Raw genomic sequence first — 18,979 nt, 5'->3', positions numbered from 1 at the left:
CAAGCAAATCCGGTTCATAGAGGAGGGCTGGAGCGACCGTTAACCCTTTGTTAACGAAATAACGTGATCACAGCTTATGGGGGTCGGCACCACTCACCTTATCAAGTGCCGAGGTTGTTGCAAATGAAAGTTCTGATTGTTGAGAGTAACCCCGACCTGGGTCGGGTCTGGCAGCGGCACCTGGAACGGCAGGGGGCTGAGGTTTCTCTGGTCGAAAGCCAGGAGGCAGCGATCCTTGCACTTTACGGCACGCCCTTCGACATCATAATCCTGGACTTGGTTCTGGATTCAGGCAGCGCGTTGGCGGTCGCGGATTTCGCCAGCTATCGCCGCCCGGATGCCCGGGTGATCTTCGTCACCAACACAACGTTCTTTTCCGACGGATCGATCTTTGCGCACAGCCCCAACGCCTGCGCCTATGTCCAGAGCGGAACGCCGCCCGAGGATCTGGCGGCGATGGTCGAACACTACGCCGCGGGGCGTTGATCGCGTCCGTGCGGCTCCCAATAGTCCAGGGTGGGGTTGATCGGGATGATCCGGTGCGGATTGATGCTGTCGTGACTGTAGTGATAGTGCCGCACGATATGGTGCATGTTTACCGTGCCCGCCACGCCCGGCCATTGATACAGTTCGCGCGTGTAGGCCCACAGGTTGGGATAGTCGATCAGCCGCCTGCGGTTGCACTTGAAATGCAGGTGATAGACCGGGTCGAACCGGATCAGGGTCGTGAATAGGCGCCAGTCGGCCTCGGTCAGGCGATCCCCCATCAGGTATCGGTGCGTGGACAGCCGATCTTCCAGCCAATCCAGCGTGTCGAACAGGGGGTGCACGGCCGCGTCATAGGCCTCCTGCGAGGTGGCAAAGCCGGATTTGTAGACGCCGTTGTTCACGTTTGAGTAGACCCTCGCATTGACCTCTTCGATCGCGTCGCGCATCTCGGCGGGCCAGTAGTCGTCGGTGTTGCCAGTGATTTGGTCGAAGGCCGAATTGAACATGCGGATGATTTCCGAGCTTTCATTCGACACGATGGTCTCTTGCACCTTGTCCCACAGGATCGGCACCGTCACTCGGCCCGAGTAGTTCGGGTCGGCGCGTGTGTAGACCTGATAGGCATAGTCCAGCCCATACAAAGCATCGCCGGTGGCGCCGTGATCGTCGGTCTGGAAAGTCCATCCGCGGTCCAGCATGTCCGGATGAACCACCGATACGGTGATCAGGTCCTGAAGTTCCTTGAGTTGGCGGAAGATCAACGTCCGGTGCGCCCATGGACAGGCCAGGCTGACATACAGGTGATATCGCCCGGCTTCAGCCTTGAAACCATCCTTGCCCGAGGGACCCGCACTGCCATCGGTCGTTATCCAGTTTCGAAACTGGGCAGCCGAACGTTTGAACGCTCCGCCGGTGGATTTCGTGTCATACCAGGTGTCGTGCCAGGTGCCGTCGACCAACAGGCCCATCTTGGATCCTCCGTTTCCGTCTCCGGACAAAGCTTAGTGCGACAGCGCCGCAGTTCACATCGCCGAAGGCGCGCAGCATCTCTGCGCAGTCGCACAGTGCCACCCGGGATGTCTGTGCAACAAATCGCCCACAGATCCGCGTCAACGGTCGGGCTTCACTGGATTTTTACGAAGATACCCCCACAATAGATGGCATAGCTTGGGGGGAATTTTGATGAGTACTTATGTTTCCAAGGAAATTAGCGCCGAATTGGATGCGGCCCGAATCGCATCGCTCAAGAAGTCCAGCCGTCTGCGGGTGGAAATGGGCGACAATACCTACAGAATCCTCAAATTGTGGAAGGATGGTTTCGCCGTCGAGGCCGAGACAACACCGCGTCTACGTGGACTGGTCGATATTTTTGACGGCGCCAACCACCTGTATCAATGCCTGATCGTCGCTGACGAGGAAGACGGCGGCCAGATGCGATATGAGTTCAAGCGCAGCACCGTCGCGGCGGACAAGGCGCCACTGGATTTCTATCGCGCGCCGGATGCCCCAATCGCCCTTCTCGGCAAAGACGACTAGGGCAGACCGTTCGCGCGGCCTTATTGAAGGTCGGAAAAAGCAAGTTTCAAACGGGCGCACGCGTCCTCGACCCGCGCCCGCTGAGTGGCGAGATTGAACCGTTCGAAGGTCTCGCCTCCCGTTCCAAACCCCGGACCGGATGACGTTGCGATCCGCGCATCATCGCGCAGACGGCGCACGAATTCGGCGTGGTCCATTCCGGTGCCCGAGAAATCGACCCAGGCCAAGTAGGTCGCCTGCAGGGGCATCGACCACAGGCCGGGGATCTCGGAAATCGCGGCATCGAACAGCGCGCGATTGCCGTTCAGGTGGTCGATCTGGGCATCCACCCATTCGGCGCCCTCGGGTGAGTAGGCTGCGGTGATCATCGCCACGCCCAATGCGCTGGGGTCGTAGTCCAGCGTGTTCAGCCGGTGGCGCATTTGCGCCCGCAGCTTGTCGTCGGGAATGATCATGTTGCCCGTGCGCTGGCCGGCGATGTTGAAGGTCTTGGACGGTGCGGTCAGCGTCACCGTCCAGGGCCGTGCATCCGGCGCGGCAACGTCCATCGGCACGAATGTATGCCCGGGATAGACCAGATCGTGATGCACTTCGTCCGAGATCAGGATCAACCCATTGCGTTCGGCAAAAGCCGCCACCGCGCGCAGCTCGTCCGGTGTCCAGACCCGCCCGGACGGGTTCTGTGGTGAGCACCACAGCAACAGCTTTTCCGACCCGTCCAGCCGCGACTGAGCGTCATCCAGGTCGATCTCATAGGTGTCGCCGGCCCGCACAAGCGGGCATTCCACCACCCGGCGGCCGGTCTTGTTCACCTTGTGCGCAAACTCGTGATAGACCGGCGTGAAGATCACAACCCCGTCACCCGGTTCGCTCCACACATCGAGGCTCAGCGCGATGGCGTTGCCCAGACCCTGTGTGGTCAGAACCCAATCGGTGTCGATCGCCCAGTCGTGGCGGTTCTGCATCCACCACTGCACCGCCTGCAGATAGGCCGGGTGCTGCCAGGAATAGCCGAACACCCCGTGATCCGCCGCGCGGCGCACCGCCTCAATCACGCAGGGCGCGGTGGCATAGTCGGAATCGGCGGTCCACATGGCGAGCCCGTCCTCGGGCGAGACACCATAGAGTTTCTCCATCTTGTCCCATTTCGAGCTGAAGGTGCCCCGGCGGTCGATCAGGTCGTTGAAAGTCATGTCTGCTCCATTCGTTGGCCCGAAAGCTATCGGGAAATTCGCCCGGCGCAAGGGGGGCGTTGCGGCCACGCGCGCGATGACCTAAATCAGCCCCATGAAACGCAACATCCTGATCCATCCTGATCCCCGCCTGAAAAAGGTCTGTGCGCCCGTGGACGACCTGTCAGACGAGCTGCGCACGCTGGCCGACGACATGCTGGAAACCATGTATGACGCGCCGGGCATCGGGCTGGCCGCGCCCCAGATCGGCGTGCTGGAACGGCTGATCGTGCTGGATTGCGTCAAAGAGGAAGGCGCCACCCCCCGCCCGTTGGTGATGTTCAACCCCGAGATCATCTCGGCCTCGGACGAAACCAGCGTCTACGAGGAAGGCTGCCTGTCGATCCCCGATCAGTTCGCCGAGGTCACCCGCCCGGCCGAGGTCGAGGTCGTCTGGATGGACCAGAACGGCAAGGCGCAGCGCGAAACCTTCGACGGGCTCTGGGCCACTTGTGTGCAGCACGAGATCGACCACCTGAACGGCAAGCTGTTCATCGACTATCTCAAGCCGCTGAAACGCCAGATGATCACGCGCAAGATGGTCAAGCTCAAGCGCGAGCTTGCCCGCGCATGACCGTCCGTCCCTGCCTGCCATGGCCCGACAAGCGCCTGCGCACCAAGGCCGAGCCGGTGACCGAGATCACCGATGAGATCCGCGCCATCTGGGACGACATGATCGACACGATGGAGGCGATGCCCGGCGTCGGCCTGGCCGCGCCCCAGATCGGAGTGATGCTGCGGCTGGCGGTCGTGGACGGCTCGGCTGAGCGCGGCCGCGCGGTGCGCCTGGCCAACCCCGAAATCCTGCACAGCTCGATCGAGCTGCGCGAGCATGACGAGGCCAGCCCGAACCTGCCGGGCGTGTCGGCCAAGATCAAACGTCCGCGTGCGGTGACGGTCCGATTTCTCAATGAAAAAGGCGAGATCGACCGGCGCGATTTCGTCGGCATCGAAGCCACCAGCGTGCAGCACCAGATCGACCATCTGAACGGCCGGATGTATTTCGACCGTCTCAGCAAGGTCAAACGCGACATGCTGCTGCGCAAGGCGAAAAAGGCGGGGTAGAGCGGCATGCGTGTCATCTTCATGGGAACACCCGAGTTCTCGGTACCGGTGCTGGATGCGCTGGTGCAGTCCGGGCACGAGATCGCCGCCGTCTATTGCCAGCCCCCGCGCCCGGCCGGTCGCGGCAAGAAGGACCGGCCCACGCCGGTGCATGCCCGCGCCGAGGCGCTGGGCCTGCCGGTGCGTCATCCCACCACGCTGAAATCGCCCCAGGAACAGGCCGCCTTTGCCGCGCTGAAGGCCGATGTGGCGGTGGTCGTGGCCTATGGGCTGATCCTGCCGCAGCCGATTCTGGACGCACCCCGGCATGGCTGCCTGAACATCCACGCCAGCCTGCTACCGCGCTGGCGCGGGGCCGCGCCGATCCACCGCGCGATCATGGCGGGCGATGCCGAGACCGGGATCTGCGTCATGCAGATGGAGGCCGGTCTGGACACCGGCCCCGTCCTGCTGCGTCAGGCCACCCCGATCGGAGCCGAGGAAACCACCGCCCAGCTGAATGACCGCCTGTCGGCGATGGGCGCCGATCTGATCGTGCAGGCTCTGGACCGCCTGCCCGAGCTGACCCCCGAGCCGCAGCCCGAGGTCGGCGTGACCTATGCCGCCAAGATCGACAAGGCCGAGGCCCGCGTGGACTGGTCGCGCCCCGCCGTCGAGGTCGATCGCCAGATCCGCGGCCTGTCGCCCTTTCCCGGCGCCTGGACTCAGATCGAGGGCGAGCGCGTCAAGCTGCTCGCCTCGCGCCTGTCGGACGGGCAGGGCGTGCCGGGCGAGGTGCTGGACGACGCGCTGCGCGTGGCCTGCGGCACCGGCGCAGTCGAACTGCTGCGCTTGCAACGGGCGGGCAAGGCGGCGCAGGATAGGGAAACCTTCCTGCGGGGCTGGCCGATCCCGGCCGGAACCCGCCTCGGCTCGGAGACGTCCTGATGTTCATGGTGATGATGGGTACCGTCGTGATTGCCGGCATCGTCGGCTATCTGTCCGAGGTGACGGGCTTTACCCACAACGGTTATCTGCAATCCATCATCATCTGCGTGGGCGGGGCGTTCCTGTTCTATTTCATCCGCATCATGTTCGGCATCAGCTTTGGACCGCCGGGGCTGGATGCGGTGATCTCGTCGGTGGGGGCCTTGATCATCGTGCCCACGCACTGGAGGAAATGAGATGCCCGTCCTTGCCTTGATCGTCATCGGCGCCGCGGCCGGATTTCTGGCCACCCGCCTGATGCGGATCGAGGCGGACATCCCCACCACCCTGCTGATCGGTATCGCCGGGGCCGTGGTGGGCGGGCTGATCATGCGCGCCTTGCTGACGGTCATGGGCTGGATGCCCGGATTCGTCGGCGCGGTGCTGGGCGCGCTGCTGCTGATCTGGATCTGGAAGACCTATTTCCGGCGTTGATGCGGCAGGCCGCAGGCCACGCTAGACAGTGCTTTGGCAATCAACTAGGCATCGGCAATGAAAAACTATTTTTTCCCACAAGCTTATAACAACGCATGGGCCAACCACCGAATTCTGGAGGCTTGCGCGCAATTGCCCCCCGAAGAACTGGCGAAGCACCGTACTGGTTTCTTCCCGTCCATCATCGAGACTCTCAATCACATTTTTACGGTTGATCTTTTCTACGTCACCGCTCTGGAAGGCCGGCCAATGGGATTGGACGCCTTCGACCCGGAAACTCCCTATCCCGACTTGCCCGAGCTTTCGGCGCACCAACGCGCCATCGACCGACGTTTCGTGGATGTTTGCCGCGATGAGAAGGTTTTGGATGAAACTGCACGCGTCAGGATTCCACGTGGGGAATTGGTGCAAGTCGAGCGGTACGACCGCACGATCCTGCACTTGCTGCAGCACCAGATTCACCATCGGGGACAAGTGCATTCGATGCTTTCGGACACGATGATCGCTCCGCCGCAATTGGATGAGTTCTTCATGGAGTGGGAGGCTGACAGATCGTTGCGGGCCGAAGATTTCACATCTCTGAACCTGACCGAGGAAGAGGTCTGGCGCGGCCTCTAGCTCCGCGGCGGGCGTGCCTTGTAGACCGGCAACTGCCAGCCGAACAGCAGCGATCCGGCCCGCAGCGCCCAGCAGGACAGCGCGCACAGGCCCAGTGCCAGCAGCGTCTCCAGCCCCAGACGTGTGGCCACCACGGCCACCAGCGCCCCGGTGAAGGCGCACGAGACATAGAGCTCGCCCTGTTTCAGCACTAGCGGTACCTCGTTGCAGACCACGTCGCGCATCAGCCCGCCCAGGCAGCCGGTGGTCACTCCCATCAGCACCACGATCACGCCCGACTGACCCAGCGCCAGCGCCGCGCCCGTTCCCGCGGCCGCGGCGATCGACAGCGCGAAACTGTCCAGCCAGACCAACCAGTTGTAGCGGCTTTCGACCAGGTGCGCGGTGAAAAACACGACCACCGCCGCCGCCACCGCGATCAGGATATAGTCAGGTTGGCCCACCCAGAAGACCGGGTGCCGATCCAGCAGCAGATCACGCACCGTGCCACCGCCCACCGCCGTCAGACAGGCGATGAAGGCAAATCCCACAAGGTCCAGCTGCGCCCGGCTGGCCACCAGCGCCCCGGTCAGCGCAAAGACCAGAACCGAGGCATAGTCCAGCAGGGCCAGACCGCTCATGTGCGGGCCTTTTTCGGCTTGAACGGGGCCATGCCCGCGCGTGCCAACTCATCTGCGCGTTCGTTTTCGGGGTGGCCGGCATGGCCCTTGACCCATTCCCAGGTCACGTCATGGCGCTGTTGGACTTCGTCCAACCGCTGCCACAGGTCCACGTTCTTGACGGGCTTCTTGCTTGCTGTCTTCCAGCCGTTGCGCTTCCACCCGTGGATCCAGCCCGTCACCCCGTTTTTCACATAGGCGCTGTCGGTCACGATGGTGATTTTCGAGGGCCGTTCCAATGTTTCGAGCGCGCTGATCGCGGCCAGCAGCTCCATCCGGTTGTTGGTGGTCTCGGCCTCACCGCCGTTCAACTCGCGCTCTTTCAGGACGGTTTCTCCATCCATCGCTCGTAGCAGCACGCCCCAGCCCCCCGGGCCGGGATTGCCCGAACAGGCACCATCGGTATAGGCAAACAGATCAGGCATGGGCCAGCACCAGAATGAAACCGTCATAAGATCCGGACAGCCCCTTTCCCATACCGGTGGTGACACGGTCAATGACGAACCCGGCCTCGATCATTGCGGTCTCGATCTCGGGGCGCGTGAAATAGGTGTAGTAGCGGTCCAGTTCGTCGCGATGCTCTCCGGTGCCGAGTTTTAGGCCCAGAAAAAACACGCCGCCCGGCTTCAGGGTCCGGTGGATGGCGGCCAGGTGTCGCGGGAATTCGGCGCGCGTGGCGTGCAGCAGGGAAAAGCTGGCATAGACCCCATCGTATTCGGCCGTTTCGGTCACGTCGTCGAACGTGCCCAGATGCGCGTCCACGCCATTTGCGCGGGCGTGTTCGACAAAGGCCGGTGTGGCGTCCAGCGCCCGAACCCGCAGCCCCTGGCGCAGAAAGAAACCGCTGTCCGCACCCGGACCCGACCCCAGATCCAGCACCAGCCCGTCGCCGACCGCCTGCGCAAAGGCTGCGCGCGCTTCGATCTGTTCGGGCGGCAGCGGCACTTTCAGATAGTCGTCCACACGGGTTGTGTAGGCGTCGATGGTTCGTTTGTCGCTCACAGGACTACTCCAACGGCCAGGCAGGCCAGCACGACGGCGCTCAGCAGCAGCCGCAGTTTCATCCACCAGCACGGTGTCAGGCCCCAGGACCAGAACAGCGCGTCCAACACCAGCAGCCCGGCAAAGCCGATCATCAGGTTGGTGCCCGCGTCGACCGGCCCGCCGCCGGTGGTGAAGAACGCCCACAGCGCCGGCAGGACCGACAGCACATAACACAGCGCCGCCCGGTTGCCCGAGGTCTTGGTGGCAAAGCCCCACAGAACGCCGGACATGAAGCTGAGGATCACAGCGCCATAAAACAGCTGCACATAGGGCCCCACGAACCGGGGGCCCAGCGCGCGGCTGCCCCAATCATTTAGGTCTCCGCTCAGGTAGGTCAGCGCGCCCCAGACGAAGGGGATCAGACCGGCCAGGCCCAGAACCAATGGTGCGCGGGGGATGCCGCTCATGCGGGCACGCGCAGAATGCGGGGCACCTTGAACTCGACATTCTCGGTGGCGGTTTCGACGGTTTCGACGGTCACGTCATAGCGGTCGCGGAAGGCGTCGATCACCTCGTTTACCAGAACTTCGGGGGCCGAGGCACCGGCGGTGATGGCGATGCTGGAAATCCCTTCGAGCGCGCGCCAGTCGATGTCGGTGGCGCGCTGCACCAGCTGGGCATAGGTGCAGCCCGCCTTGGACGCCACCTCGACCAGGCGGCGCGAATTCGAGGAGTTGGGCGCACCCACCACCAGCAGCGCATCCGACCTGGGCGCAACGGTCTTCACTGCCTCCTGCCGGTTGGTGGTGGCATAGCAGATGTCTTCCTTGTGCGGGCCGACGATGGCCGGGAACCGGTCCTGCAGCGCGGCCACGATATCGCGCGTGTCGTCCACCGACAGGGTGGTCTGGGTGACGAAGGCAAGTTTTTTGGGGTCGCGGACCTGCACCCCGGCCACATCGTCAACCGTTTCCACCAGCAGAACCTCGCCCTCGGGCAGCTGGCCCATGGTGCCGACGGTTTCGGGGTGGCCCTTGTGGCCGATCATGATCATCTGCAACCCGGCCTCGGCGTGGCGCTGGGCCTCGATATGGACCTTGGAGACCAGCGGACAGGTGGCGTCGACGTAGATCATCTCGCGCGCGGCTGCTGCGGCGGGCACCGATTTGGGTACGCCGTGGGCGGAAAAGATTACCGGCCGGTCATCGGGGCATTCGTCCAGCTCTTCGACAAAGACGGCACCCTTGGCGCGCAGCCCGTCCACGACAAACTTGTTGTGCACGATCTCGTGCCGGACATAGACCGGGGCGCCCCATTTCTGCAGGGCCATTTCCACGATCTTGATCGCGCGGTCCACGCCAGCGCAGAACCCGCGCGGGGCTGCCAGATACAGGGTCAGGGGGGGCTTGGTCATGCGTCTGTCTCCTTGAAAGGGACAGGTAAGGCTTTTCCACCTGTTGGTCCAGTCACGACAGCCTTGTCATCATGCTGACACGAAGTCCTGTTAGCCAATACCCGTTTGAGCACGGGTTCTTGATTAAAGAAGCGCGGCCAGGACACGAAGTCCTGACCGCGCGATTGCTCCACATGTGTGAGTGGTGGATGGCGGAGTTCTTATTTTCCTGCGACGGCTACCGTGCGCGGTTCATCGGACACGTCCCGTGGAGGGCGTCCGATCACGTCGCGCAGGTCGTCAAGCTCGATGAAATTGTCGGCCTGACGACGCAGCTCGTCCGAAATCATCGGCGGCTGGCTGCGGATGGTCGAGACGACCGACACGCGCACGCCCTGACGTTGCAGGCTGGCAATCAGCGGGCGGAAATCCCCATCACCCGAAAATAGCACGATATGATCCACGCGCGGCGCAAGCTCCATGGCATCGACAGTCAGTTCGATGTCCATGTTCCCCTTGACCTTACGTCGCCCTATGCTGTCGGTGTATTCCTTGGCCGGCTTGGTCACCATGGTGAAGCCGTTGTAGTGCAGCCAATCGACAAGCGGACGGATCGGTGAGTATTCGTCGTTTTCTAGCAGCGCTGTGTAGTAGAAGGCTCTGAGAAGCTTGCCTCGACGCATGAATTCCTGGCGAAGCAACTTGTAATCGATGTCAAACCCCAGTGCTTTTGCGGCGGCGTACAGATTCGAGCCGTCGATGAACAGCGCAAGCCGTTCGTCCTTGTAAAACATTAATTTGTCCTTCCGGTATCGCTCAACGCGCGGAGGTGTCTGTGAGTGAAAAAAATAAATTCGCGCATTGATGCCTTTAAAATAGGCTATTTGACCTGTATCGCAAGTATTCTCTGAACGGAATACGGGGATAAAAGTGGTCAAATCCATGTCAAAAGTGGTCGTGGCGTTGGGGGCAAATCTCACCTTGAGAGGAAACGGGCCCAAGGTGACACTCGCGCAGGCTCTCGAGGTGATGGAGGCCAAGGGGCTGGTGATTCGGGCCAAAAGCCGGCTGTTTTCGACCCCCTGCTTCCCTGCGGGCGCCGGCCCGGACTATGTGAACGCAGCCGCTGTGATCGAGACGGAACTGGATCCGCGCGGTGTTCTGGGCCTGCTGCACGAGGTCGAGGCCGAGTTCGGCCGCGCCAGGGTTCAGCGTTGGGGTATGCGCACACTTGATCTTGATCTTGTCTGCTGGGACGACCGCGTTCTGCCGGACCTGGACGGATACCGCCGCTGGCTGGATTTGCCGATGGAGCAGCAGGTGCAATCCGCGCCCGAACAACTGATCGTGCCGCACCCGCGCCTGCAGGACCGGGCATTCGTGCTGGTTCCGATGGCTGATGTCGCGCCCGATTGGCGCCATCCGGTGCTGGATTTGACCGTCCGGGAAATGATCGGACAGCTGCCTGCGGACGAGGTTGCCGCCGTAACCCCTCTCTGAGCCGCCAATGCTGGGCATTTCCCGCTTGTCAAGGCAGAGATTCGCGCTTAGATAAACCCCTTCCTGACACGGATTCATTTGTGGAGAGCGCCTCATGGCCCGCGTGACGGTCGAAGACTGCGTAGACAAGGTACCGAACCGGTTCGAACTGGTGATGCTTGCCGCCCATCGTGCGCGCGAGATTTCCACTGGCGGATCGATCACCGTTGACCGCGACAACGACAAGAACCCCGTCGTGTCTCTGCGCGAGATTGCAGAAGAAACCCAGACGGCGGACGAGCTGCGTGAACGTCTGATCGAGGCCAACCAGACCCAGATCGAGGTCGACGAGCCCGAAGAAGATCAGATGGCGCTGTTGATGGGTGCAGAGTCGGACAAGCCGGCAGATGACGACATGTCCGAAGAGAAACTCCTGCGTGCCCTGATGGAGGCCCAGGGGCAGGGGTAAGCCCTGCAAGCGAAGGTGCGGACCGGATGATTTCTGTTGACGACCTGATTGCGCTGGTCCGCAACTACAACCCCAAGACAAATGCAGATCGCATCGCCCGGGCCTATGAGTTCGGACTGCAGATGCATGAAGGGCAGTTCCGGCATTCGGGCGAGCCCTATTTTTCGCATCCCGTCGCAGTCGCCGCCATTCTGACCGAGCAGCGTCTGGACGATGCCACGATCATCACCGCACTGCTGCACGACACGATCGAGGACACCAAGGCCAGCTACTCGAAGATCGCCGAGCTGTTCGGCGACGAGGTGGCGATGCTTGTGGACGGCGTCACCAAGCTGACCAACCTGCAGCTCTCCAGTCGCGAAACCAAGCAGGCGGAAAACTTCCGCAAACTGTTCATGGCCATGTCCAAGGACTTGCGGGTGATCCTGGTCAAGCTGGCCGACCGGCTGCACAACATGCGCACGATCAAGGCGATGCGCCCCGAAAAGCAGGTGCAGAAAGCGCGCGAAACGATGGACATCTACGCGCCGCTGGCCGGTCGGATGGGCATGCAGTGGATGCGCGAAGAGCTTGAGGACCTGGCGTTCCGCGTCCTCAATCCCGAAGGCCGCCAGTCGATCATCCGCCGCTTCATCACGCTGCAGCGCGAAACCGGTGACGTGATTCACCGGATCACCGGCGACATGCGGCACGAGCTTGAGAAAGCGGGGATCGAGGCCGAAGTCTTTGGTCGCGCCAAGAAACCCTATTCGATCTGGCGCAAGATGCAGGAAAAAGATCAGGGCTTCTCTCGCTTGTCCGACATCTATGGCTTCCGCATCATCACCCAGACCGAAGAAGACTGCTATCGCACCCTTGGGGCCATCCACCAGCGCTGGCGCGCGGTGCCGGGACGGTTCAAGGACTATATCAGCCAGCCGAAATCGAACGGCTACCGGTCGATCCATACGACGGTCTCGGGCCGTGACGGCAAGCGGGTCGAGGTGCAGATCCGTACCCGTCAGATGCATGACGTCGCCGAGACCGGTGTTGCCGCGCACTGGTCCTATCGTGACGGTGTGCGGACGGAAAACCCCTTTGCGGTCGATCCGGCGAAGTGGATCGCCAACCTGACCGAGCAGTTCGATACCGAGGAAGACCACGAAGATTTCCTCGAGGCGGTCAAGCTCGAGATGTATTCGGACCAGGTCTTCTGCTTCACCCCCAAAGGCGATGTGGTGAAACTGCCGCGTGGTGCGACCCCGATCGATTTCGCCTACGCGATCCATACGCGCATCGGCCATGCCTGTGTCGGGGCCAAGGTGGACGGTATTCGCGTGCCGCTGTGGACGCGGCTCAAGAATGGCCAATCGGTCGACATCATCACCGCCGACGGCCAGACACCGCAGGTTACGTGGCTCGAGATTGCGGTGACTGGCAAGGCCCGCACCGCCATCCGCCGCGCCCTGCGCGAGGTTGACCGTGAACGGTTCATCAAACTGGGGCGCGAACTGGTCCGCGCGGGGTTCGAGCATGTCGGCCGCAAGGCGACCGACAAGGCATTGGAAACCGCCGCCAAACACCTGCGCATCAAGAACAGCGATGAGTTGCTGGCCCGCGTCGGCAGTGCCGAACTGACCGCCCATGATGTGGTGGCCGCGGTCTATCCCGACCTGACCCGCGACGAGGGCGAAGCAATCCCCTTGCGTCGCGCCGTGATCGGGCTTGAGCCGGGGCAGGGGTTTGAACGCGCGCCGTGCTGCCAGCCTTTGCCGGGCGAACGCATCGTGGGTATCACGTCTCGGGGCAAGGGCGTGGTGGTGCATTCCATCGATTGCGATCGCCTTGCCGAATTCGAGGATCAGCCGCAACGGTGGGTGAATCTTCACTGGCATACCGGCACGCATCCGGCCGCTTACGGCGCCACGTTGGAACTGACCATCGGTAATGACGCCGGCGTGCTGGGACGTATTTGCACATTGATCGGCGAGAAAAAGGCCAATATCTCGAACCTGGAATTCGTGGACCGGAAGCCCGATTTCTATCGTCTGCTGATCAGTATCGAGGTGCGGGATCTTGAACAGCTGCATTCGCTGATGCTGATGCTCGAGGCGGAAAGTGACGTGGCTGCAGTCGAACGGTACCGGGACATGACAAGCGCTGCGGTCGCAGCTGGCTGAGAAGGGGTGATCAGGAGTGGTTTTCAAGCGCCGTGATCGCCGCTCGGTACTCCAGGTCCTGTCCGAGTTGGTGTATCCTCGCGGCGGTTGGACCCGCGCCTTCCACTATGTCAAACACCGTGTCCGTCGTCTCCCGGATTCGCCCGAGCGCATTGCCCGTGGGGTCGGGGCCGGGGTGTTCGCGTCCTTCACTCCTTTCTACGGCCTTCATTTTCTGGTTGCCGCGGTCTTGGCCCGGCTGCTGAACGGCAACATCCTTGCCGCGTTGAGCGGCACGTTCTTCGGCAACCCGCTGACCTACGTTCCGATCGGCGTGGTCTGCCTGCAAACTGGGCATTTCCTGCTGGGCACCGAATACGAAGAGGGTGACACCAAGGGACTGATGGGCAAATTTGCCAGCGCGATGGGGGACCTCAAGGATAACTTCCTGGCGATGTTTTCCGATCGGGTCGCTGATTGGCACGGGCTGTCCCAATTTTATGACCACGTGTTCTTTCCCTACATGATTGGCGGCATCATTCCCGGCATCGTGGCCGGCGTGATCTGCACCTATATCAGCCTGCCGGTGATCCGAACCTATCAGATGCGGCGCCGCGCAAAGATCAAGGCGAAGTTCGAAGAAATCAAACGCTTGGCCGAAGCAAGCTCTGCCGTTCCCCGACCAAACCCGATAGGCTCGGGCGACGCGAGAAAAAAGGATTCGAAGGATGTCTGACACCCCTCTGCGCCTGGGCGTGAATATCGACCATGTCGCCACCGTGCGCAACGCCCGTGGCGGCGCCTATCCCGACCCGCTTCGCGCCGCAAAGCTTGCCGAAGAGGCCGGGGCCGACGGCATCACCGCGCACCTGCGCGAAGACAGGCGGCATATCTCGGATGCCGATATCGACGGGCTGATGGAGGTTCTGTCGGTTCCGCTGAACTTTGAAATGGCGGCTACGGATGAGATGCAGAAGATCGCTCTGTGCCACAAGCCGCACGCGGTCTGCATCGTCCCCGAAAAGCGCGAGGAACGTACCACCGAAGGTGGCCTGGAAGTCGCGCGCGAGGAAAACCGTCTGGCGCATTTCATCGCGCCCCTTCGTGACGTCGGTTGCCGGGTGTCGATCTTCATCGCCGCAGACCCCAAGCAGATCGAGGCCGCCCACCGCATCGGCGCCGAAGTGATCGAGCTGCACACTGGTGCCTATTGCGACGCCCATGCCGAGGGTCGGGTGGACGACGCGCAACGCGAACTGGAGGCGCTGCGCAAGATGTCGGCCTTTGCCCATTCGCTGGGCCTCGAAGTGCATGCCGGCCATGGCCTGTCCTATGACACGGTCCAGCCCGTTGCCGCCTTCCCCGAAGTGCGCGAGTTGAACATTGGTCATTTCCTGATCGGCGAGTCCATCTTCCGGGGTCTCACCCCAGCGATTCAGGAAATGCGCCGCCTGATGGATGAGGCGCGCCAATGATCCGCTGCCTTGAAGCCTCCTTCTTCTGGATCTCCCGATGCGCTTGAACATTCCCAGGTTTCTTGTCGTCTTCGTAATCACATCGATTGCGGTCCCGGCTGTTTTGTTTGGCGTTTCGGCGGTGTTCGGAATCGACTTGTCCAGCAGTTTCCTGCCGTTCATCCCCTTTTTGGCCGCTGCGACATTCGAAGGACACCGACAGGTTCAGACGCACAAGACCATGCCGGGCAGCGGCGACATGTGGAGCGCCGCACTATGGATGGGCATCGTCGGCATGTTGACCAACCTTGTCATGGCTGGGCTGTTCTTTCTTGTCGTTCCGGGCATGTCCGAGGGATTGGCCGGTATCCCGGTGAACTTTTTGGTGATCGGTTTCACGATCACCTTTGTCGTGGCGTTTCTCATTTCGCGGCTATTCCTGTGGGTGGGCGCCCGGTCGGCGTTCAAGGCTCTTGAACGGGCAAAGAAAGAGTCGAACTCATGATACTCGGCATCGGTACGGATCTTGCGAATATCGAGCGCATTCAGGGCACGCTCGATCGGTTCGGTGACCGGTTCCGCAACCGTGTCTTCACCGAGACCGAGCAGCGCAAGGCCGAGCGCCGGCGGGATACGGCCGGAACCTACGCCAAGCGCTGGGCCGCGAAAGAGGCGTGCTCCAAGGCGCTGGGCACGGGGCTGCGCATGGGCATCGCTTGGAAGGACATGGCTGTCACCAATCTGCGCACCGGTCAGCCCGTCATGCATGTGACCGGCTGGGCCGCGGAACGGTTGAAGGAAATGACGCCCGAAGGACACGAGGCGATCATCCACGTCACCTTGACCGACGATCATCCATGGGCGCAGGCCTTCGTGGTGATCGAAGCGCGCCCGCTTGGTGATCCCGACGCAGCGGCCTTGACACCCCCGCGACCGCGCCGCATGTAACCCCCCGAGCCGAGCAAGGACTGGAGAGCAGTATGGCCGAGCAAGCCAAATCCGGAAACGCCATCTGGGAGACGATCAAGACAATCGTCTATGCCCTGCTGATCGCGGGCGTTTTCCGCACTCTGTTCTTTCAGCCGTTCTGGATTCCGTCGGGGTCGATGAAACCCACGCTGCTGATCGGTGATTTCCTGTTCGTCAACAAGATGGCCTACGGCTATTCCTACGCGTCCTGCCCCAGCCTGATCATCCCCAGCGTCGGGCTCGATGTCGATGCCGAGGACATCTGCGGCTGGATGGGGGGCGACAATACCCGACTGCTGGGCGGCGAGCCTGAGCGTGGCGACGTCATCGTGTTCCGCCATCCGGTTTCGGGGCGCGACTACATCAAGCGCCTGATCGGCCTGCCCGGAGACAAAATTCAGATCAAGGATGGCGTGGTCTACATCAACGGCACCGAAGCCAAGCAGACCCCGGATGGCACTTTTACCGAAATCGCCGAGCCTCAAGGGCCTCAGCGCCTTCGGCCGCGCTGTGAAAATGGCCCGGTCGGCGTCGGCGGTACCTGTGAAAAGACCCGGATGATCGAAACGCTGCCGGGCGGCGTGTCGCATGAAATCCTGAATATCGGCAATCAGAGTACCGACAACACGGGTGTCTACACCGTGCCGGAAGGGCACTACTTCTTCATGGGCGACAACCGTGACAATTCCAGTGACAGCCGCGTGCCACAGGTCGCAGGCGGCGTCGGCTACGTTCCTTATGAAAACCTGATCGGTCGAGCCGACCGCATCATGTTCTCGTCCGCCGGGCGTTCGATGCTGTTCTTCTGGACCTGGCGCGGTGACCGGTTCTTCAAGGCGGTCAATTGAAGCTTTCGGCCGACATGAAGGCGTTCGAAAAACGTCTTGGACACAGGTTCTCCAACCCTGAACTACTGGTTCGGGCACTGACCCATGGTTCGGTCTCGTCTTCGACACGTCCAGACAACCAGCGGCTCGAGTTTCTGGGTGACCGTGTGCTGGGTCTTGTGATGGCCACCGCATTGCTCGAAGCGGACCAGAAGGCCACTGAAGGCCAACTGGCCCCCCGTTTCAACGCATTGGTGCGCAAGGAAACCTGTGCCGACGTTGCCCGCCAGATCGATATCGGCGCGGTTCTGAAGCTGGGTAGGTCAGAGATGCTGTCGGGCGGGCGCCGCAAGCAGGCGCTGTTGGGCGACGCGATGGAGGCAGTTATCGCCGCGGTCTATCGCGATGCCGGTTTTGAGGCCGCGCAGAAAGTGATCCTGTCGCTGTGGGGTGACCGGATCCACACGGTCGAAGCGGATGCGCGCGATGCCAAGACATCGCTTCAGGAATGGGCGCAGGCGCGCGGGCAGAAACCGCCCGCCTATGTCGAGATTTCACGAAGCGGTCCGGATCACGCCCCCGTTTTCACTATCGCGGCCCGGCTGCAGGACGGATCCGAGGCCCAAGCAACCGCCGGCTCCAAACGTCAGGCGGAACAGGCGGCCGCGCAAGCTCTGCTGGATCGTCTGACAAGCTGATCTCTTCGATCGCGGCGTTGCCTGCTCTTCATCTGTCCGGGAATGTCCGCAATGGCTGGCCACCTATCACGAACCGCGTCAGCAACCGCTAGACCTTGCGACTCAAACGACCCGCAGGAACCCGGTCAGCCCGGTCTTCTGATGTTCGATCACATGGCAGTGAAAGGCCCAGTCGCCCGGATTGTCTGCGACCAGCCCGATTTCAACGACCTCGTCCTTCAACAACAGCATGGTGTCGGTCACCAGCGGCGGCAACTCTCGCAGGTTTGATCGCAACGGCACAAAGACCAGCCCGTGCAGATGGATCGGATGCAGGTTCGGAGATTCATTGCGCAGCCTCAAGACATAGCTTTTGCCCAGTTCCAGCGTCGCCAATGGCGCGACATCCGAGGAAGCATCTCCGGACCAGGGAACCCGGTTGATGGACCAGAAATTGTATCCAAGAGACCCGCAGAACCCATTGTCCGGCAGTTCACCTTCTGGCGTCCATCCGAAGACGAATTCGTGCACCTGAGCTTTGCCGAGATCGGGCAGGGCGACCGGGTTCTTCGGCAAAGGCTTCAGTTCTCTCAGGTCTCGACTCGCGGATCGCCCGACCGATCGCAGGCCGGCCATCGTCCTCAAGGGCTGACCGGGCAGTTTGGCCACAAGATCGACCTGTGCCCCTTCGCCGTCTGGCATTGCAACGGCAAAATCCGCGCGCTGACCGGGGCCCACCAGCAAGGGATCGTCGGCACTCGGCATCGGCAGTTCGACGGTGACCGGGTGACCGTCCCACGCGATGATCTGCGCGTTTCCGCCCGTCAGGTGCAACTTGTAGATCCGGGTCGTATCCGAATTGAGCAGTCGCAACCTCACGAGGCTGCCGGCGGCGTGGTCATAGACTGGATGCTGGTGCCAGTTCGCGGTTTGCACATTGCCGAAAGTTCCGGCTCTGGCCGCGCCCCGCTGGGTGTAGGCGGGCAGAAATGCCCCCGTCTCGTCCAGGCGAAAGTCCCGCAGGTTGATCACTTGCTCGCTGTCGAACCCGACGTCTTCAGGCTCAGCGATGACCATCACTCCGGTCAGGCCGTGCGCCATCTGCTCCATCGTCATGCAGTGCGGGTGATACCAGTAGGTTCCGGCGTCTGGGGGTGTGAACTCGTAGGTGAAGCTTTCGTTCTGTCCCAGCGGCATCTGGGTCAGATAAGGCACGCCATCCATATCATTGCGGATGCGCATCCCGTGCCAGTGCATCGAGGTATAGTCGGACAGAGTGTTTTTGACCGTCAGTCTCATCGCTTCACCCTGACGTCCAAAAAGGACGGGCGGCGGAGCGTCGGGGCTCAGGCTGACCATTCCTTGCGTAGGCTGGTCCCGAAACATGTAGCTGGCGCTTTGAACCACCAGTTCCTGATCGGAGCTATTGGACGCGATTGCAAGTCCACCCAAGCCGACGGCTCCAATCGCAGCGCCGCCGGATAAAAGAAGCTCCCGTCGTTTCATGCCTGATCCTCAAGATGCGGGTCTGCGGCCTGGCTGGGATCGGCTTGGCCTGTGCGCCTGTCCTGCCATTCCCGTACCGGCCC

The 18,979-nt window shown here is 61.9% G+C and carries 26 protein-coding genes; 17 read left to right on the top strand and 9 right to left on the bottom strand.

All coding sequences use genetic code 11. The annotated features are described in order from the left end of the window. The first annotated feature begins 123 nt into the window (after window positions 1-123). On the top strand, window positions 124-486 hold the full coding sequence (locus ACR0NY_RS17725; RefSeq protein ID WP_170342693.1) for a response regulator transcription factor: 363 nt from the start codon (window positions 124-126) through the stop codon (window positions 484-486). Here the strand turns inward: ACR0NY_RS17725 and ACR0NY_RS17720 are convergent. Then, window positions 468-1,457 carry a glutathione S-transferase family protein gene (locus ACR0NY_RS17720; RefSeq protein WP_170342691.1) on the bottom strand — a complete coding sequence of 330 codons (990 nt, stop codon included), beginning with the start codon at window positions 1,455-1,457 and terminating at the stop codon, window positions 468-470. The genes ACR0NY_RS17725 and ACR0NY_RS17720 overlap by 19 nt on opposite strands. A gap of 214 nt (window positions 1,458-1,671) precedes the next feature. On the opposite strand from ACR0NY_RS17720, the gene ACR0NY_RS17715 reads away from it, so the two are divergent. Then, complete coding sequence (locus ACR0NY_RS17715) at window positions 1,672-2,025, top strand: hypothetical protein (RefSeq protein ID WP_093965240.1); 354 nt, start codon at window positions 1,672-1,674, stop codon at window positions 2,023-2,025. A 20-nt stretch (window positions 2,026-2,045) separates the two neighbouring features. Here ACR0NY_RS17715 and ACR0NY_RS17710 read toward each other — a convergent pair whose 3' ends face one another. After that, window positions 2,046-3,218, bottom strand: coding sequence for a MalY/PatB family protein (locus ACR0NY_RS17710; RefSeq protein ID WP_170342690.1), 1,173 nt, complete (start codon window positions 3,216-3,218; stop codon window positions 2,046-2,048). Between the two features lie 94 nt (window positions 3,219-3,312). On the opposite strand from ACR0NY_RS17710, the gene def (ACR0NY_RS17705) reads away from it, so the two are divergent. From def (ACR0NY_RS17705) to ACR0NY_RS17680, 6 genes are read left to right on the top strand one after another with little or no spacing between them, the layout of a single operon-like run. Further along, on the top strand, window positions 3,313-3,831 hold the full coding sequence (gene def, locus ACR0NY_RS17705; RefSeq protein WP_170342688.1) for a peptide deformylase: 519 nt from the start codon (window positions 3,313-3,315) through the stop codon (window positions 3,829-3,831). After that, window positions 3,828-4,322 (top strand): peptide deformylase, encoded by a 495-nt coding sequence (gene def / locus ACR0NY_RS17700; protein ID WP_005981313.1) that lies wholly within the window; start codon window positions 3,828-3,830, stop codon window positions 4,320-4,322. Before def (ACR0NY_RS17705) ends, def (ACR0NY_RS17700) begins: the two co-directional genes overlap by 4 nt. A gap of 6 nt (window positions 4,323-4,328) precedes the next feature. After that, entirely contained in the window at window positions 4,329-5,249 is a 921-nt protein-coding gene (gene fmt, locus ACR0NY_RS17695; protein WP_170370062.1) for a methionyl-tRNA formyltransferase, read from the top strand. Continuing rightward, window positions 5,249-5,485, top strand: a complete 237-nt coding sequence (locus ACR0NY_RS17690) for a hypothetical protein (protein WP_005981317.1) — start codon at window positions 5,249-5,251, stop codon at window positions 5,483-5,485. Before fmt ends, ACR0NY_RS17690 begins: the two co-directional genes overlap by 1 nt. A gap of 1 nt (window position 5,486) precedes the next feature. After that, window positions 5,487-5,723: a GlsB/YeaQ/YmgE family stress response membrane protein gene (locus tag ACR0NY_RS17685; protein ID WP_149776373.1), complete on the top strand. Its 237-nt coding sequence runs from the start codon at window positions 5,487-5,489 to the stop codon at window positions 5,721-5,723. 57 nt (window positions 5,724-5,780) lie between these two features. Continuing rightward, complete coding sequence (locus tag ACR0NY_RS17680; RefSeq protein ID WP_170370060.1) at window positions 5,781-6,341, top strand: DinB family protein; 561 nt, start codon at window positions 5,781-5,783, stop codon at window positions 6,339-6,341. On the opposite strand, the gene ACR0NY_RS17675 is transcribed toward ACR0NY_RS17680, so the two are convergent. From ACR0NY_RS17675 to ACR0NY_RS17650, 6 genes are all read right to left on the bottom strand, one after another. Beyond that, window positions 6,338-6,961, bottom strand: a complete 624-nt coding sequence (locus ACR0NY_RS17675) for a trimeric intracellular cation channel family protein (RefSeq protein WP_170370058.1) — start codon at window positions 6,959-6,961, stop codon at window positions 6,338-6,340. The two genes, ACR0NY_RS17680 and ACR0NY_RS17675, sit on opposite strands and share 4 nt — an antisense overlap. Continuing rightward, window positions 6,958-7,425 carry a ribonuclease HI gene (gene rnhA, locus ACR0NY_RS17670; RefSeq protein ID WP_170370056.1) on the bottom strand — a complete coding sequence of 156 codons (468 nt, stop codon included), beginning with the start codon at window positions 7,423-7,425 and terminating at the stop codon, window positions 6,958-6,960. The genes ACR0NY_RS17675 and rnhA overlap by 4 nt, the downstream gene beginning before the upstream one ends. After that, window positions 7,418-8,002, bottom strand: a complete 585-nt coding sequence (locus tag ACR0NY_RS17665; protein ID WP_170370054.1) for a class I SAM-dependent methyltransferase — start codon at window positions 8,000-8,002, stop codon at window positions 7,418-7,420. The genes rnhA and ACR0NY_RS17665 overlap by 8 nt, the downstream gene beginning before the upstream one ends. Then, window positions 7,999-8,451, bottom strand: a complete 453-nt coding sequence (locus ACR0NY_RS17660) for a DUF3429 domain-containing protein (protein WP_170370052.1) — start codon at window positions 8,449-8,451, stop codon at window positions 7,999-8,001. Before ACR0NY_RS17660 ends, ACR0NY_RS17665 begins: the two co-directional genes overlap by 4 nt. Beyond that, complete coding sequence (gene ispH, locus ACR0NY_RS17655) at window positions 8,448-9,398, bottom strand: 4-hydroxy-3-methylbut-2-enyl diphosphate reductase (RefSeq protein ID WP_170370050.1); 951 nt, start codon at window positions 9,396-9,398, stop codon at window positions 8,448-8,450. Before ispH ends, ACR0NY_RS17660 begins: the two co-directional genes overlap by 4 nt. A gap of 200 nt (window positions 9,399-9,598) precedes the next feature. Continuing rightward, window positions 9,599-10,171, bottom strand: coding sequence for a LabA-like NYN domain-containing protein (locus tag ACR0NY_RS17650; protein ID WP_170370048.1), 573 nt, complete (start codon window positions 10,169-10,171; stop codon window positions 9,599-9,601). A gap of 136 nt (window positions 10,172-10,307) precedes the next feature. On the opposite strand from ACR0NY_RS17650, the gene folK reads away from it, so the two are divergent. The 9 genes from folK (at window position 10,308) to rnc (ending at window position 17,411) form a co-directional block, all read left to right on the top strand. Then, on the top strand, window positions 10,308-10,877 hold the full coding sequence (folK, locus tag ACR0NY_RS17645) for a 2-amino-4-hydroxy-6-hydroxymethyldihydropteridine diphosphokinase (protein ID WP_437342597.1): 570 nt from the start codon (window positions 10,308-10,310) through the stop codon (window positions 10,875-10,877). A gap of 94 nt (window positions 10,878-10,971) precedes the next feature. Next, the gene (gene rpoZ, locus ACR0NY_RS17640; RefSeq protein WP_093965263.1) at window positions 10,972-11,325 is read left to right on the top strand and encodes a DNA-directed RNA polymerase subunit omega; all 354 of its coding nucleotides are present in this window, start codon (window positions 10,972-10,974) and stop codon (window positions 11,323-11,325) included. Window positions 11,326-11,351: 26 nt separating this feature from the next. After that, complete coding sequence (locus ACR0NY_RS17635; protein WP_170342675.1) at window positions 11,352-13,484, top strand: RelA/SpoT family protein; 2,133 nt, start codon at window positions 11,352-11,354, stop codon at window positions 13,482-13,484. Between the two features lie 16 nt (window positions 13,485-13,500). Next, window positions 13,501-14,199, top strand: a complete 699-nt coding sequence (locus ACR0NY_RS17630; RefSeq protein WP_170342673.1) for a DUF2062 domain-containing protein — start codon at window positions 13,501-13,503, stop codon at window positions 14,197-14,199. Further along, window positions 14,192-14,938 carry a pyridoxine 5'-phosphate synthase gene (locus ACR0NY_RS17625; RefSeq protein ID WP_170342672.1) on the top strand — a complete coding sequence of 249 codons (747 nt, stop codon included), beginning with the start codon at window positions 14,192-14,194 and terminating at the stop codon, window positions 14,936-14,938. The genes ACR0NY_RS17630 and ACR0NY_RS17625 overlap by 8 nt, the downstream gene beginning before the upstream one ends. A gap of 37 nt (window positions 14,939-14,975) precedes the next feature. After that, window positions 14,976-15,422 carry an ABZJ_00895 family protein gene (locus ACR0NY_RS17620; protein WP_170342659.1) on the top strand — a complete coding sequence of 149 codons (447 nt, stop codon included), beginning with the start codon at window positions 14,976-14,978 and terminating at the stop codon, window positions 15,420-15,422. Further along, on the top strand, window positions 15,419-15,865 hold the full coding sequence (gene acpS, locus ACR0NY_RS17615) for a holo-ACP synthase (protein WP_093965271.1): 447 nt from the start codon (window positions 15,419-15,421) through the stop codon (window positions 15,863-15,865). Before ACR0NY_RS17620 ends, acpS begins: the two co-directional genes overlap by 4 nt. A 32-nt stretch (window positions 15,866-15,897) precedes the next feature. Then, on the top strand, window positions 15,898-16,734 hold the full coding sequence (lepB, locus tag ACR0NY_RS17610; protein WP_170342658.1) for a signal peptidase I: 837 nt from the start codon (window positions 15,898-15,900) through the stop codon (window positions 16,732-16,734). Next, entirely contained in the window at window positions 16,731-17,411 is a 681-nt protein-coding gene (gene rnc / locus ACR0NY_RS17605; RefSeq protein WP_170342656.1) for a ribonuclease III, read from the top strand. The genes lepB and rnc overlap by 4 nt, the downstream gene beginning before the upstream one ends. A gap of 102 nt (window positions 17,412-17,513) precedes the next feature. Here the strand turns inward: rnc and ACR0NY_RS17600 are convergent, their stop codons facing one another. Continuing rightward, window positions 17,514-18,896 (bottom strand): multicopper oxidase family protein, encoded by a 1,383-nt coding sequence (locus ACR0NY_RS17600; RefSeq protein ID WP_170370044.1) that lies wholly within the window; start codon window positions 18,894-18,896, stop codon window positions 17,514-17,516. Between the last annotated feature and the right edge of the window lie 83 nt (window positions 18,897-18,979).

The sequence above is a fragment of the Ruegeria sp. BJ5 genome (assembly GCF_056537865.1).
This window is presented reverse-complemented; position numbering and strand designations above follow the sequence as displayed.